Source organism: Candidatus Hydrogenedentota bacterium (assembly GCA_012730045.1).
Taxonomy (GTDB): domain Bacteria; phylum Hydrogenedentota; class Hydrogenedentia; order Hydrogenedentales; family CAITNO01; genus JAAYBR01.
Genome location: JAAYBR010000130.1, coordinates 1 through 13,854, shown reverse-complemented (window position 1 = coordinate 13,854; position 13,854 = coordinate 1). Strand labels below are relative to the sequence as shown.

The 13,854-nt window shown below is 69.2% G+C and carries 11 protein-coding genes; 5 read left to right on the top strand and 6 right to left on the bottom strand.

The features are described 5' to 3' along the window. Positions 1 to 4: 4 nt before the first annotated feature. The 3 genes from GXY15_14235 to GXY15_14225 form a co-directional block, all read right to left on the bottom strand. Positions 5 to 577: an OmpH family outer membrane protein gene (locus GXY15_14235; GenBank protein ID NLV42366.1), complete on the bottom strand. Its 573-nt coding sequence runs from the start codon at positions 575 to 577 to the stop codon at positions 5 to 7. Positions 578 to 737: 160 nt separating this feature from the next. Further along, entirely contained in the window at positions 738 to 3,050 is a 2,313-nt protein-coding gene (gene bamA, locus GXY15_14230) for an outer membrane protein assembly factor BamA (GenBank protein ID NLV42365.1), read from the bottom strand. Next, the gene (locus tag GXY15_14225) at positions 3,047 to 5,509 is read right to left on the bottom strand and encodes an ATP-dependent Clp protease ATP-binding subunit (protein NLV42364.1); all 2,463 of its coding nucleotides are present in this window, start codon (positions 5,507 to 5,509) and stop codon (positions 3,047 to 3,049) included. The genes bamA and GXY15_14225 overlap by 4 nt, the downstream gene beginning before the upstream one ends. 234 nt (positions 5,510 to 5,743) lie before the next feature. Between GXY15_14225 and GXY15_14220 the strand changes: the two genes are divergently transcribed. Both GXY15_14220 and ruvC read left to right on the top strand, forming a co-directional pair. Next, the gene (locus GXY15_14220) at positions 5,744 to 6,499 is read left to right on the top strand and encodes a YebC/PmpR family DNA-binding transcriptional regulator (protein NLV42363.1); all 756 of its coding nucleotides are present in this window, start codon (positions 5,744 to 5,746) and stop codon (positions 6,497 to 6,499) included. Positions 6,500 to 6,501: 2 nt separating this feature from the next. Further along, the gene (gene ruvC / locus GXY15_14215; GenBank protein NLV42362.1) at positions 6,502 to 6,996 is read left to right on the top strand and encodes a crossover junction endodeoxyribonuclease RuvC; all 495 of its coding nucleotides are present in this window, start codon (positions 6,502 to 6,504) and stop codon (positions 6,994 to 6,996) included. A 7-nt stretch (positions 6,997 to 7,003) separates the two neighbouring features. Here ruvC and GXY15_14210 read toward each other — a convergent pair whose 3' ends face one another. Continuing rightward, entirely contained in the window at positions 7,004 to 8,344 is a 1,341-nt protein-coding gene (locus GXY15_14210) for a hypothetical protein (protein NLV42361.1), read from the bottom strand. 206 nt (positions 8,345 to 8,550) lie between these two features. Here GXY15_14210 and GXY15_14205 point away from each other — a divergent pair, with 206 nt between their 5' ends. The 3 genes from GXY15_14205 to GXY15_14195 all read left to right on the top strand — a co-directional run bounded on the left by GXY15_14205 (position 8,551) and on the right by GXY15_14195 (position 11,938). Beyond that, positions 8,551 to 9,456, top strand: a complete 906-nt coding sequence (locus GXY15_14205) for a hypothetical protein (GenBank protein NLV42360.1) — start codon at positions 8,551 to 8,553, stop codon at positions 9,454 to 9,456. Positions 9,457 to 9,595: 139 nt separating this feature from the next. Further along, entirely contained in the window at positions 9,596 to 11,047 is a 1,452-nt protein-coding gene (locus tag GXY15_14200) for an MBL fold metallo-hydrolase (protein NLV42359.1), read from the top strand. Positions 11,048 to 11,332: 285 nt separating this feature from the next. After that, on the top strand, positions 11,333 to 11,938 hold the full coding sequence (locus GXY15_14195) for a hypothetical protein (protein NLV42358.1): 606 nt from the start codon (positions 11,333 to 11,335) through the stop codon (positions 11,936 to 11,938). An 8-nt stretch (positions 11,939 to 11,946) separates the two neighbouring features. Here GXY15_14195 and GXY15_14190 read toward each other — a convergent pair whose 3' ends face one another. Next, a complete protein-coding gene (locus GXY15_14190; GenBank protein NLV42357.1) occupies positions 11,947 to 12,762 on the bottom strand; it encodes a formylglycine-generating enzyme family protein in 816 nt (271 codons plus the stop codon). Further along, positions 12,759 to 13,400, bottom strand: coding sequence for a hypothetical protein (locus GXY15_14185; GenBank protein NLV42356.1), 642 nt, complete (start codon positions 13,398 to 13,400; stop codon positions 12,759 to 12,761). Before GXY15_14185 ends, GXY15_14190 begins: the two co-directional genes overlap by 4 nt. Positions 13,401 to 13,854 lie beyond the last annotated feature (454 nt).

The following is a 13,854-nucleotide window of genomic DNA, read 5'->3' as shown; positions in this document are numbered from 1 at the left end:
GAAATCACTTGTTGAGAATGGCCAGCACCTTGGGGGTGACGTCCAGGGTGGCGCTGTGGAACAGCAGGCCGGAGCGGGGCGATCCCTCCTCGGCGGCGTTGAGGATGAGGTGGTACCCCTCCTGCTCGCCGATCTGGGCGATGACCTTCTGCACGTCCGCCATGACCTCCTTCATCACCTTCGCCTCGTTGCTGTCAATCATCTGCTGCCGGGTCTGCATGGCGGCGCGGAAGTTCGTGACGGCGGTCTGGACCTTGGTCCCCAGCTCCATGCGCTGGGCGTCGGTCATGCCCGCCCCCTCGGTCTCCAGCTTCTTGCGGTCGGCGCTGATGGCCGCCTCCATGGCGTCCAGCTCCTTCTGCTTGGCGTCCACGTCCTTCTGCAGCTCGTCGTAGAGCGTCTTGCGCTTGCCGTAGTCGCTCAGGAGGACGCCCATGTCCACCACGGCGATCTTGTAGGAGGGCTGGGAGTTGTTCTGCGCGTTGGCGGCGGCGCTCAGGAGCGCGACGGCCCCGGCCCCGGCCACCAGCAGCGCCACAAACACGGACAAAGTCTTCACCGACGGTTGACGTGACACGGCTGAATCCTTTTGCTGGGTTGATTGTGGGAAGCGGGCGCAACAGGGGCGCGCCCGCGGTTCTCCTGCATTTCCACCATGGTCCGCCAGTATACCATGCCGGCGGAACGGGTTCAAAGGGGGCGCGGCCCGCGCCGGCCCCCGGCGCCGTTTCGGGGGCCTAGAAACGGAAGCCCGTGGCGAGGTGGAGCCTGCCCGAGCTGCTCTGGTCGTCGTCCGGGTTCAGCGGGAAGCCGTAGTCCACACGGATGGGGCCGAGCATGGGGACGTTGAACCCGAGGCCGACGCCCACGCTGTAGCGCATGTCGCCGAGGTCAAAATCGGTGTCCTCCCACACGCCGCCCGCGTCCGCGAAGGTGTAGACCCGGAGCATGTCGGTGATCTTGTACTTCATCTCCAGGTTGGTGAGCAGGCGGACATTGCCGCCGATGGCGAAGGTGTCGCCCCACCACCGGTACTCGCGGACCTTCGGGCCGATGTCGCGGTTGCGGTAGCCGCGGACGGTGGTGGTGCCGCCGGCGTAGAAGCGGTCCTGGAGGGGCACATAGTCCGAACTGCCGTACTCGGTCATCCAGCCCTCGCGCTGGCGCAGGGAGAGGACCACCTTCTCGGCGGAGCCGACGCCGCGGTACCAGATGGAGTCGTGCTCCAGCTTGACAAACTCATGGTCGCCGCCGAACCCGGCCACCTCGGCGGCCAGGCTGTGGGTGGAGCCCTTGCCGGGGTCGAAGCGGCTGTCCAGCGTGTTGCGCTCGATGGCCCAGCGCGTGCTCACGGTCGTGGACTCGCCCTCCTGCCGTTTGATCTCCCTGTTGATCAGCCAGGGCAGGTCGCTGATGTCGGTCTCCTGCACGCGGAAGCTGGACTGCGCCGTGACATAGGGGGAGAGCGACTTGCCGAAGCGGAGCTGGCCGCCCCGGGAGTCCTCCTCGTAGTCGGCGCCGCCGCGCACGAGGTAGGACTCGTCGAAGAGGTCCACGCCGAAGGAGATGGGCCGCCCGAGGAACTCGGGCTCCGTGAAGCTCAGGCTGTACTGGTCGCGCCGGGTGCCCGTGTTGACCTTGAGCCGCAGCTGCTGCCCGCCGCCGCTGAATTTGGGCCAGTTGGCGATGTCGAAATTGTTCAGGCGCAGCTCCGTGTAGACGCCCATGCCGTCCTCGGTGCTGTAGCCGCCGCCGAAGTTGAAGGTGCCGGTCTTCCCCTCCTCCACGTCCACGTTCAGGTCCGTGAAGAGGTCGCCCCCCGCGTTGTCCGGCGTCTCGTCGAGGGTGACCCGCACGGAGTCGAAGAACCGCGTGTCGTCGAGGCGTTTCTTGCTCTGGTCCACCGCGGCGCCGTCGTAGCGCTCGCCGGGCACCAGCAGCATCTGACGGCGGACGATCTCGTCCCTGGTGACGCTGTTGCCCGTGATCCGGATCTGGCGCACGTATTTCAGGTCGCCCTCGGCCACGTCGTACACCACGCTCGTTGTCTTCTTCTCGCGGTCCAGCGCCACCTGCGGGGTGACCAGGGCGTCCACGTAGCCGCTGTCCTCCAGGCCCTTCTGCAGCACCCGCGCGTCCTTCGCCACCTGCCCCTTGTTGTGCACGTCGCCGGGCTTCACCTTGACCAGGCCGGACATCTCGTCGTCGTCGTAGACGATGTTCCCCGCGACGTCCATGGCCTCCATTTTGTACTCGGGGCCCTCGGCCACATGGACCGTGATCTTCATGCCCTTGCCGTCGTCCGTGTAGACCACGTCGGTCTTGGCCACCTCGGACTCCAGGCGGCCCTTGTCGCCGTAGGCGTCCACGATGCCGGCGAGGTCCGCCTCGAACTTCTCCTCCTCGTACTTGCCGCCGAAGAACCACCACGCGCGCTTGGTCTTCATGACCTTGCGCAGCTGGCGGTCGCTCAGGGCCTCGTTGCCCTCGAACTCGATGTCGCGGATGCGGGCCTTGCGGCCCTCGGTGATGGTGTAGATCAGGCGCACGCGGGAGGGGCCCACGTTCTCGGCGGCGGCGTCCACCGTCGTGTTCGCGAAACCCTTGCCCTCGTAGAGCTTGAGGACGGCCTTGCGCTCCTCGTCGAACGCCTCGGGCACGAAGGACTCGCCCTCGCGCAGGGTGAGGGCGCCGCGGATGTTGCGGTCCTTGATCTTCTTGTTGCCGATGACCCGCACCTCCTCGATCACCCGCTTCTCCTCCACCTTAAACACGAGGACGGTCTTCCCGGCCTCGTCCACGACCCCGGCGTCCACCTTGTCGAAGTAGCCCAGCTCGTAGAGCCGGCGGACGTCGCGCGAGACGGCGCCCTGGTCGAGGGCGGCGCCCGCGGCGGACTCCACCCGGGAGCGGACTGCCTGGTCGCTCACGCGCACCAGCCCCTCGAAGCGCACCTCGTCCACCGTTTTCGCCGGGGCATCCTGGGCCGCGGCGGCAAACGCGAACAGACCAAGCACCATGATTCCCAGCGCGACATGTTTCGTTTTCAAGACGTTGCACCCTCCGCGGCCCGCACAGCCCCGTCAAACACCAGCCTGTCGCCGGCGTCCGAGGGCCGCACACTGATTTCAGTATCCCTGTTCAACCCGCCCCGAAGCAACAATTCAGCCAGGGGGTCTTCCATGTATTGCTGCACCGCCCGCCGCAGGGGCCGGGCGCCGTACTCGTTGCTGCTGCCGATCCGCACCAGAAACTCCCGCGCCTCGGGGCTCAGGACCAGGCGCAACCCCTGCTCCGCCGCCCGGCGGACCACCTCCCCGGACTGGATGTCCACAATCTGGAGCAGCTCGGCGCCGCTGAGCCGGTGGAACACCAGCGTCTCGTCTATCCGGTTGAGAAACTCCGGATTGAAGACCTTGCGGGCCTCCTCCAGCACCCGGTCCCTCATCCGGGCGTGGACGCCGTCGTCCTCGTCCGTGTGGAATCCCAGCGACGTGCTCCGGCCGATCCGGCGCGCCCCGGCGTTGGAGGTCATCATGACCACCGTGTTCCGGAAATCCACCTTGCGGCCCGTCGAGTCCGTCATGTGCCCCTCGTCGAGCACCTGGAGCAGGGCGTTAAACACGTCCGGGTGCGCCTTTTCAATCTCGTCGAAGAGCACCACGGAATAGGGGCGGCGGCGCACCTGCTCGGTGAGCTGGCCGCCCTGGTCGTAGCCGATGTATCCGGGGGGCGCGCCCATGAGGCGGGACACGGCGAACTTCTCCATGTACTCCGACATGTCCACCGTGATCAGGGCCTCCTGGCTGCCGAAGAGGAACTCGGCCAGGGTCTTGGCGAGCAGGGTCTTGCCCACGCCGGTGGGGCCCAGCAGGAGGAAGGAGCCCACGGGCCGGGTGCGGTCGCGCAGGCCCGACCGCGAGCGCTGGATGGCCCGCGTGATCGCGTCTATCGCCTCGTCCTGCCCCACCACGCCCCGGTGCAGCTCGTCGCGCATGCGCAGGAGCCGCAGCGACTCCTTCTCCTCCAGTTTGGTCAGGGGCACGCCGGTCCACTTCGAGACGATGTGGGCGATGTCCTCCTCCGTGACCACGGTTTCGGCGGAGTCGCGCTTGCGCTGCCAGTCGCGCTGGGCCTCCTCGAGGCGGGCCTGGAGCGTGCGCTCGCGGTCGCGCAGCGACGCCGCCCGCTCGTATTCCTGGTTGTGGATGGCCTCCTCCTTCTCCTTCACCGCCTCGCCGATCTCCGCCTCCAGCAGCTTCAGCGCCGGGGGGCGCGTCGTGATCTGGAGCCGCGCCCGGCTGCCCGCCTCGTCTATGACGTCCACAGCCTTGTCCGGCAGGAACCGGTCCATGATGTACTGGTTCGACAGGCGCGCCGCCGCCACCACCGCCTCGTCGGAAAACTTCACCCGGTGGTGCGCCTCGTACTTGTCGCGCAGGCCGCGGATGATCTCGATGGTCTGCTCCACCGACGGCGCGTTCACCAGGATCGTCTGGAAACGCCGCGCCAGGGCGGCGTCCTTCTCGATGTGCTTGCGGTACTCGTCCATCGTCGTCGCGCCGATGCACTGCAGCTCGCCGCGCGCCAGCGAGGGCTTCAGCATGTTCGCGGCGTCCACCGCGCCCTCCGCCGCCCCCGCGCCCACGATGGTGTGCAGCTCGTCAATGAACAGGATGACGTTGTCCGCCCGGCGGATTTCCTTCATCACCGACTTGAGCCGCTCCTCGAACTGGCCCCGGTACTTCGTCCCCGCCACCACCCCCGCCAGGTCCAGCGTCAGCACGCGCCGGTTCAGCAGCAGGTCGGGCACGTCGCCGTTCACGATGGCCTGGGCCAGCCCCTCGACGATGGCCGTCTTGCCGACGCCCGCCTCGCCGATGAGCACCGGGTTGTTCTTCGTGCGGCGGCTGAGCACCTGGATCACCCGCTCAATCTCCGCCTCGCGGCCGATCACCGGGTCCAGCTTGTTCTCCCGCGCCAGCGCGGTCAGGTCGCGGCCGAAGGCGTCCAGCGCCGGGGTCTGCGACTTGCGGCCCGCGCCGGGCTCGGGCGCCGCGCCGGGGCGGCCCTGGCCGCCGACCAGCCGCTGCACCTCGGTCTGCATCCGGGCATGGTCCACGCCCAGGTCGTTCAGCAGCTTCGCGGCGATCCCCTCGCCCTCCTTTATCAGCCCCAGAAGAATGTGCTCCGTCCCCACGTAGTTGTGGTTCAAACGGCGCGCCTCCTCCACCGCCAGCTCCAGCACCTTCTTGGCCCGCGACGTGAACGTGATCTCCTCGCGCGAGGCCGCCCGGGTACCCGGCTGCACCTGCCGCTCAATATCGGCGGCCAGCATCTGGATGTCCACCCCGAGGTTTTCCAGGGTGCGCGCGGCGATCCCCTCCGGATCGCGGCAAAGCCCCAGCAGCAGATGCTCCGTGCGGACATAGTCCGACCCGTGGCGCAGCGCCTCGCTCCGCGCCGCGCTTACCGCAGCTTTCGCCCTTTCGGTGTATCTTTCAAACATGCCGGGACAAGATTCCACACATGGGTTGGCCCCACAGCCCGGGGGCGCGCATAGCATAGCACAAAGACCGCCCCGGAGGAAGCCCGCGCGACGATTCCCGCCCGGCAACCGCGCCGCTTTCCCCCCGCAACCCGGGATTGCGCCGAAAGCCCCGCATCTGGTAAACTGCCCAGCCCGGAAAGCACGGCGAATCACCCATCATTTGAAGGAAACCCCAACAGGGAGACAAGAAACATGTCCGGCCATTCCAAGTGGAGCACCATCAAGCGGAAAAAGGGCGCGGCCGACGCAAAACGGGGCAAGATTTTCTCGAATCTCGCCAAGGAGGCGACGCTTGCCGCCCGCCAGGGCGGCGGCGACCCCAACGGCAACCCCCGCCTGCGCGCCGTGCTGATGGCCTGCCGCGCCAACAACATGCCCCTGGACAACATTGAGCGCGCGATCAAGCGCGGCACGGGCGAGCTGGAGGGGATCACCTACGAGGAGCAGCGCTACGAGGGCTACGGCCCCAACGGCGTGGGCATCATCATTGACGTGGTCACGGACAACAAGAACCGGGCCACGGCCGAAATCCGCCACATTCTGAGCAAGGCGGGCGGCTCGCTGGCGGCGACCAACGCTGTGGCGTGGAACTTCGACCAGCGCGGCGTCATCACGGTGCCCAAAGAGGGCGTCTCCGACGACGACATGATGGAGAAGGCCATTGAGGCGGGGGCGGACGACGTGGACAGCTCGGGCGAGGAGGCCCACGAGGTCTTCTGCGAGCCGGGGCAGCTCCACACGGTGGCGGGCGAGCTGGACAAGATGGGGGTGAAGGCGGAGGAGGTCGCGCTCAAGATGATTCCCCGCACAACGATGAAAATCGAGTCCAAGAGCGTGCCCGCCCTCCTGCGCCTGCTGGACACGCTGGAGGAGAACGACGACGTGCAGAACGTGTTCTCCAACGCGGACATCAGCGACGAGGACATGGAGGCGGCGATGGCCGACTAGCCATGCGCGTGATCGGGTTCGATCCGGGCACGGCCACCACGGGCTACGGCGTCGTCGAGGGGCGCGCCAGCCGGTTGCGGCATCTGGCCCACGGCGTCATCACCACCCCGGCCAACACCGAGTTGGGCGGGCGGCTGAAAAAGATTTTCGAGGAGGCCTCGGGCCTCCTCGAAACGTTTAAGCCCGACGCCGTGTCCATCGAGCGCCTGTTTTTCAAGCAGAACGTGACCACGGGCATCCAGGTGGCCCAGGCGCGCGGGGTCATCGTGCTGGCCGCCGTGCTCGCGGGGGTGCATGTGGGGGAGTTCAGCCCGACGGAGGCCAAGACGGCCATCACCGGCTACGGCCGGGCGGACAAGCGCCAGATGCAGGAAATGGTCCGCATCCTCCTCGCCCTGGAGCACATCCCCAAACCCGACGACGCGGCCGACGCCCTCGCCCTGGCCATCTGCCAGGTACAGACCGGACTGGTCCAGCGCCGGCTCGAGGGGAAGTGACCCCGGTTCAGCCGGCCGCGGCCAGGATCGCCCGCGCATAGGACCGCCCGTGGGCCGCGAAGGACGACAGCAGCCCCGCCTCCATGGCGTTGATCTCCGCCGCCGCCCCGGCACCGTGCCGCGCCACGACCGTCTCCACCACCTCGTGGCGCTCCGGCTGGTCCATCACCTCCACGGCGGGGTCGCTGACGAAGGCCGCGGGCAGATACGCCAGCAGCAGGGCGCAGGTGCTTTTCGCCCGCGTGAAGGCCCGGCGGGCCACCATCGCGCGCGCGGACGCGTCGGTGTAGTCCGGCGCGGACACAGGGGCGGTCACCGCGCGGATCAGCGGATGGTCCATGTCGCCGCCGCGCCAGGCGCGCACCATCTCGATCCCCTGCCAGACCTCCATGATGAGGTGCTGGTTGGACACGAGCTGCACCGCATCGTCTTTCGGCTTGGACCAGCCGAGGATGTCGAGGAGGTTGATCCACAGCATCCGCATCACGCTCACGCCCGGCAGCACCGTGGCGTGGTAGGGCTGCGACAGGTCGGCGAGGTAGTGCAGCCCCCAGCCCATGAAGCGCCAGCCCCAGTAGGGGTGGCCCGTGCGGAAGGCAAACTCGGACAGGGTCTTGTACAGGTGGATGCGGTGCTCGGGGTAGGACACCTTCAGGAAGGAGGCGAAGGCGAAGACGATGCCCGCCTCGTGATAGTAGCCCATGTGGAAGGGGGCCTGCGACCCGAAATCCAGGTTGGGGTTGCCGAAGGGCTGCACCCCAAACCCGTAGGCCTGGCCCGCCGGGGTCCCGTTGTCCTCAAAAAGCCCCACGTCCAGACCGTAGTCCGGCTCGTTGCTCGACGTGGCCACCACATCCAGCGGGGCGACCAGCGCGCCGGGGGCCAGCTCGGTGAACTCGAAGGGGTCCAGCGCGCTCAGGTCCTCCAGCACGGACACCTCCGATGCGTCCAGCTTGCGGCCCTCATGGGGGGCCATGCCCTTCAGGCTGAACGCGTAGAGCGGCGTCATCATCTCCGGGTTCACCCGGACGGCCTGGAGAAACCGTTCCCGGACCGTGCGGGCGCTGCCCGGCGCAAAGGCCAGCGCGTCCGGGCGGGGCGCGTACAGGGGAAGGTTTTCCCGCGCCCAGGCCTCCTCCGCCGCCAGCACCCCCGCCAGCTCCGTCTCGACCGCGAGCAGGAAGTCCTCCAGCCGCTCCGCGGCCACCGGCGCGGCCTGCGCCACCTCCGGCAGGATAGACAGGGCGGGGCCGGTGAACAGCGGATGGTGTTCCCACGCGGGGGCGGCCAGGGCGGCCAGCATCAGCAGGACAGCGGGAACCGCCAGACGAAAAAGAGGCGTCTTCATGGAACGTTCTCCCGGGTGGCCGTCCTCCGGACGGCACGCCATGCGGGCATCCGGGACGCGCCGTCACGCCCCGCCTTTCCCGCAGCCATCCGGGTATTGTACCATTGGGGCGGCCGCTCCGGCCTGTCACCCCGAGGGGACGCCGGGGCGTTCGTTTCTGGAGCGCCGGAAAACCCCGCGCACGAATGGGAGCATTTCGTCACACCATGGACAAAAAAGGCCTGGTTGTCTTTCTGCTGGTCACCTTCGGTCTGGGCGCCGCCCTGATGGCGGGCGGCCTGGCTGCGGGCTTCATCACCTCCGATGACTTGGGTTTCTTCCGCTCGCTCTACCTGCTGGCGGTGATGTGGGTGCCCGCCGTCGGGGCGCTGGCCGCCGCGCTGGCCGCACCGAACCCCGCCCAGCCCCTCCCCCGGATATGGCCCGTGCCCGCGGGTGCGGCGCTGCGTCTGGGGGTGGCGGTCCCCCTGTTCTTCGCGGCGGCCTACGCCGCAGATGCGGTGATCGCCCAGGCGCCGCCGCAGTGGCACCTCTCCACTCTCCTCAGCGGCGTGGAGGACTATGCGGACCTGTCCGACTATCCGGAGAACGTCCGGCACCTGCTGCCGGCCCTGTTGCTGGCCATTGGTTTCCCGGCGACCATCCTGCTGGGTTTTCTGTTTTTCCCCCTGTGCGTGCTGGGCCTGGAGATCGGCTGGCGCGGCGGCCTGCTGCCGCGCCTCCTGCCCCTGGGCCGTGTCCCCGCGCATCTCATCACAGGCGCCCTGTGGGCCCTCTTCTTCCTGCCCCTGCCCCTCGGATACGCCGTCTTGGACAATGACTACTCGGCCCTGCCGGTCACCCTGGGCTGCGGGCTGGCCTTCGCGCTGGGACTGAACGCCTTTCTCAACGAGATCGTGCTCCGCCGCGGCCATCTGGGCCTGTCCGCCCTGGCCATGGGGCTGGTGGTCTCGCAGCAGCAGGGCATGTGGATGTTTCTTTTCCCGGCCTCCAACCCGCCGCTTGGGGGCGGCAAGGGCCTCCTGCTGGCGGGAATCCTCCTGCTCGCGGCGGCCTTAGCGGGAAAGATTGTCGGCCGAAAGCCCACCCCCGCGCCCTCCGCGTCCGCCTGATCATGCCTGCCGCCTGGTGCTTTCACATTTCCGTCCTTCGTCACCCCTCTCAGTGGAAAACCGCCCCGTTCTTCCGGGTAGACTGTGTCTTGATGCCTGATTTCCAGAAACCCTTCCTCTGCGTTGGAGAGCGCCCCTCATGAGCGGCGGGATGTTTGGCGGGGGGGTGCCCCCGCGGCGGGCCGCCGCGCTGGTGGTCTGCGACCTGTCGCGGGGCGGTTCCATCCTTCTCGGGCGGCGCAATCCGGCGCTGCCCTTCATGGGCGGCCACCACGCCTTTCCCGGCGGCAGCCTCGTGGCGGACGACGCGGAGGTGCCCGTGCTGAACGGCGCCCCCGACCCCTTTCTGGCGGGCGCGGTGCGCGAAACCTTCGAGGAGACGGGGATGCTGCTGGCGGACGGGCCGATGCCCGGCCCGGACGCGCTGGCGGCGGCGCGCGACGCGCTGAACCGCGGGGAGTTGCGCTTTTCCGCGTGGCTGCGGGAGGCCGGATGCCGCGTGGACGCGGCGGCCTTCACGCCCGCGGGCCGGTGGATCACCCCGTCCTTTTCGCCCGTCCGCTACGACACCCAGTACTTCCTGTGCCGTCGTGCGGGTGTTCCTGCCGGCGGGTCCTGCGGGCCGGACGACGAGATTTGCGGGCTGGACTGGCTGACCCCCGTGGCGGCGCTGGCGTGCTGGCGCGGCGGCGGTATCCGCCTGTCCACACCCGTCGCCTATGTTCTGCGGAGCCTGGCGGCGCTCGCGCCGGACGCCGCCCTGGAGCGTCTGCGCCGCCCGCCGGGGGTGGATGACGTCCGCGCGGACTTTATTGAGTCGAGGCCCGGCATCCACGTGATCCCCCTGCGCACGCAGACGCTGCCCCCGGCCACCCACACCAACTGCGTTGTCATCGGCTGGCGGGAGATGATCATCGTGGACCCCGGCCCCGTGGCGGGGGAGGAGCGCGCGCGCCTCGCGGCGCGGCTGGACGACCTGTGCGCACTGGGGGGCGCGGTGACGGGCGTCGCCCTCACCCACGCCCACGGCGACCACGCGGGCGCGGCTTCCTTTCTCGCGGCGCGGCACGGGGTGCCGGTGTGGGCGCACCCGGCGGCGGGTTTCCCCGGCGCGCGGCCCCTGGAGGACGGCGCGGTGCTGGAGGCGGCCGGTGATCCGCCCTGGCGGCTGCGGGCGCTGCACACGCCGGGCCACGACCCGGGGCATCTCGCCTTCCTGGAGGAGACCACCCGCACGCTCATTTCCGGCGATCTCTTCGCCAACCCCGGCACCATCCTCGTGTCCCCCGAACACGGTGGCGACATGACGCAGTATCTCGAGAGCCTCGAGCGCGCCGCCGCGCTGGAGGGACTCGACATGGTGGTGCCGTCCCACGGCTGGGCGATGCCCGGCGCGGAGGGAACCGTGCGCCTGCGCCGCCTTATCGCGCACCGGCTCCAGCGCGAGGAGCGCATCCGCGCCGCGTTGGACCGGGGCCTCCGCGCGGAGGACGACCTTCTCGACGCCGCCTATGACGACACCCCGGCGGACCTCCGCGACCTGGCCCGCCTCCAGCTCCGCGCCCACCTGCGGCGGCTGGGGCGTTACTGACCCGCCCCCCCGCGCGCCGGAAAAACAACGGCCTTCGTGCCCGCGTCAGGGCGCAGCAAGCAGCGCCCCTACAAGACGATTGCCCGGCGTTCTTGCGCAAACCCAAGGCACGCGGATGTAGGGGCGCTGCTTGCTGCGCCCTCTTGCATCTCGGCGCAGGATATTTTCCCGCTGGCGCGGGGATTCGGGCGCTTGGTACACTGTGGGCAGATATGCCGCCCTGCGGCGCGGGCGTCGGGTGATGTTCGCGGCAGACGCGCGGCAGGACAGAAGAGGACAAAGACCATGCGCAAGGGTATTGTGGTTTTCGGACTGTGCATCGCCGTGGCGGTTGGGATGACCCTGGCCGGGTGCGGCAAGGCGGCCGAGAAGGTGTCGGAGAAGGCCGTCGAGAAGGCGATCTCCGTGGAGGGCGGCGACGCGAAGGTGGACATCAACAGCGAAACGGGCGCCGTGAACGTGACGGGGAAGGACGCCTCGGGCGCGGAGTTCAAGGTGACCTCCGGCGGCGAGGGGGATTCGCAGTCCTTCTCCATGACCCAGACCACCGGGGAGGGCGGCACCGTCGCCATCCAGAGCGGCGAGGGCACCAAGATTCCGGCGGACTTCCCGAAGGACGTGCCGCTCTATGACGGGCTGGCGGTGCAGCAGGCCATGTCGGACACCGCCTCCGGCATGTTCAACGTCACGGGCGGCATTGCCGCCGCGCCGGACACGGTGATGGCCTTCTACAAGGAGAAGACCGCGGCGCAGGGCTGGAAGGAGACCATGTCCATGAACGCCGGGGACATGCAGACCCTCATGTGCGAGAAGGATGACCGCGCCCTCTCGGTCATGGTGTCCAAGGACGGGGAGAAGTCCACGCTGTCCGTCAGCGTGTCGAAACAGTAGGGGGCGTCCTACTCCGCCGCGTCCGCGGGTGCGCAGACGATCCGGAAGCCGACGCGGGGGCCCCGCTGGTCGGCCGGCAGGGCCGCGCGGGCCGTGGGCCGCGTCAGGAGCGCCGTCTGGTTGGCCGCGCCGCCCCGGAGGGCTCGGGCGGGCTCGCCGCCGCCCTTGCCGGCGGAGACCCGCTCGTCGGCGCACCATTCCCAGGCGTTCCCCAGCATGTCCAGCAGCCCCCAGGCGTTGGGCGTCTTCTGCCCGACATCCTGGATAAGGCCGTCCGGCGTGTTGCCCCGGAACCAGGCGTGGGCGGCGAGGACGTTCGCGTCCGTCCCCTCGAAGGGGAACAGGCCCGCAGTCCCGGCGCGGCAGGCGTACTCCCACTCATTTTCCGTGGGCAGGCGGAACACCCCCTCGGCGTTCTTGCCCAGGGTCTTCGCGAACGTGGCCGCGTCCTGCCAGGTGACGCCCGTGGCGGGCACCTCCTGCCCGCCGCCGGCCCCCGTGTCCAGCCAGGGCTCGGAGTTCATGATCCGCCGCCACTGGGTGCGCGTGACCTCCGTGCGCGACATCCAGAAGCCCCTCTCGAAGGTCACCTCCGGGCGCGGCGCCTCGTCGTTAAACCACTCCTCGCGCCCCCCGAGCGCGTCCTTCACCGCCACGCCGCCCCCCTCCAGTCCGGGGGTGAAGGCGCCCGCGGGCACCCACACAAACTCCATGTCCTGGATGACCTTCACCGTGCCGGGCTCCGGCGCGGCCGCGGCGTCCTTCTCCTGCGCCCCCGCAAGGGCCGCCAGCAGGAGGATGCAGACCGGGGCGAGACGCTTCATGGCTGGTTTCCCCCCACCGGCGACACGCGCCAGCCGCCCCAGGTGATCTCCGCCCCCCGCACGAGGCCCAGGCCCGCGTGCGCGGTGAGCAGGAGCGACCCCGGCGCGCCCAGGGTGACGCGCTTCGTGTAGCGCTTGACCAGGCCCGGTGCCGGGGGAATCTGGATGAAGTCGTCGTCCAGTTCCACCGCCCCCGACGGGTCGTCCAGCCACAGGCCCACCGACACCGTCGCCGCCGCCGGCCCGGTGGCCGTCAGCTCGATCTCATATTCCCCCGGAGGCAGGCTCTCGATCCGCGCCCGCGCGCGCACCGCCAAGTCCTCATACGTGTCCGACGCATCCCACACCTGTTTCACGCCCGCCTGCACGCGCTCCAGCTTCGAAAACGCCGCATCCGGCGCGGTCAGGGCCTTCGGCGCCGGCGCGCCCGCCCACCACGCCTGGAAATCGCCGTCCTTCAGCAGGTTGGGTGCGGCCGTCTCCACCGGCGGCGCCGGGGCCAACGGCTGTACGGACAGCGTGATCATCGTGCCCGGTTTCGGCAGGTCCGGAAGCAGGGGCTCCGGCGTCCCGCCGCATCCGGCGAGGCACACCCCCGCCAGCAGGGAGGCGGAATATCGAAATAGACGGCGCATCATGCTCCAATAACGCCTTCCGGCGCGTTTCGGAAGACAGCGTACCGGAGCCCCCACCCCCCGTGCAACCCCCCAGGGGCAATCGCACTAAAAGGCCCCTCGAGAAACGCCTGCGACCGGCATGAACGCTCCCCGGGTCGGTGATTTGGTGTTTATTGTCCCAACGGGACATCCGCCTATGGTCCAAGCAGGCCGCCGCCCATCTCCGAAGCCCCGGGTCCGCACAGCGCCTTGGAGTGCGGCAGCTTGCTGCCGCCTTTCTTCGCGTGGGCTTGCCCGCGCGGAGGCACACGAAAAACGACTGGGACCGCGTGTTTCCCCAAGGCCGGTCCGGTCCCCCCGCCGCAATTTCGGCTGCCCCGTTGGGGCATGATGGTTCTGCGCGGGCAACCCAGGGCAGGCCTGGCCCTTCGGGCGGCGGCCTGGCCTGGGCTATATTCGGCAACGCTTTCAGCGT

Coding starts and splice junctions, on each gene's coding strand:
- GXY15_14225 (NLV42364.1), bottom strand. CDS start 5,509: ATGTTTGAAAGATACACCGAAAGGGCGAAAGCTGCGGTAAGCGCGGCG.
- GXY15_14220 (NLV42363.1), top strand. CDS start 5,744: ATGTCCGGCCATTCCAAGTGGAGCACCATCAAGCGGAAAAAGGGCGCG.
- ruvC (NLV42362.1), top strand. CDS start 6,502: ATGCGCGTGATCGGGTTCGATCCGGGCACGGCCACCACGGGCTACGGC.
- GXY15_14210 (NLV42361.1), bottom strand. CDS start 8,344: ATGAAGACGCCTCTTTTTCGTCTGGCGGTTCCCGCTGTCCTGCTGATG.
- GXY15_14205 (NLV42360.1), top strand. CDS start 8,551: ATGGACAAAAAAGGCCTGGTTGTCTTTCTGCTGGTCACCTTCGGTCTG.
- GXY15_14200 (NLV42359.1), top strand. CDS start 9,596: ATGAGCGGCGGGATGTTTGGCGGGGGGGTGCCCCCGCGGCGGGCCGCC.
- GXY15_14195 (NLV42358.1), top strand. CDS start 11,333: ATGCGCAAGGGTATTGTGGTTTTCGGACTGTGCATCGCCGTGGCGGTT.
- GXY15_14190 (NLV42357.1), bottom strand. CDS start 12,762: ATGAAGCGTCTCGCCCCGGTCTGCATCCTCCTGCTGGCGGCCCTTGCG.
- GXY15_14185 (NLV42356.1), bottom strand. CDS start 13,400: ATGATGCGCCGTCTATTTCGATATTCCGCCTCCCTGCTGGCGGGGGTG.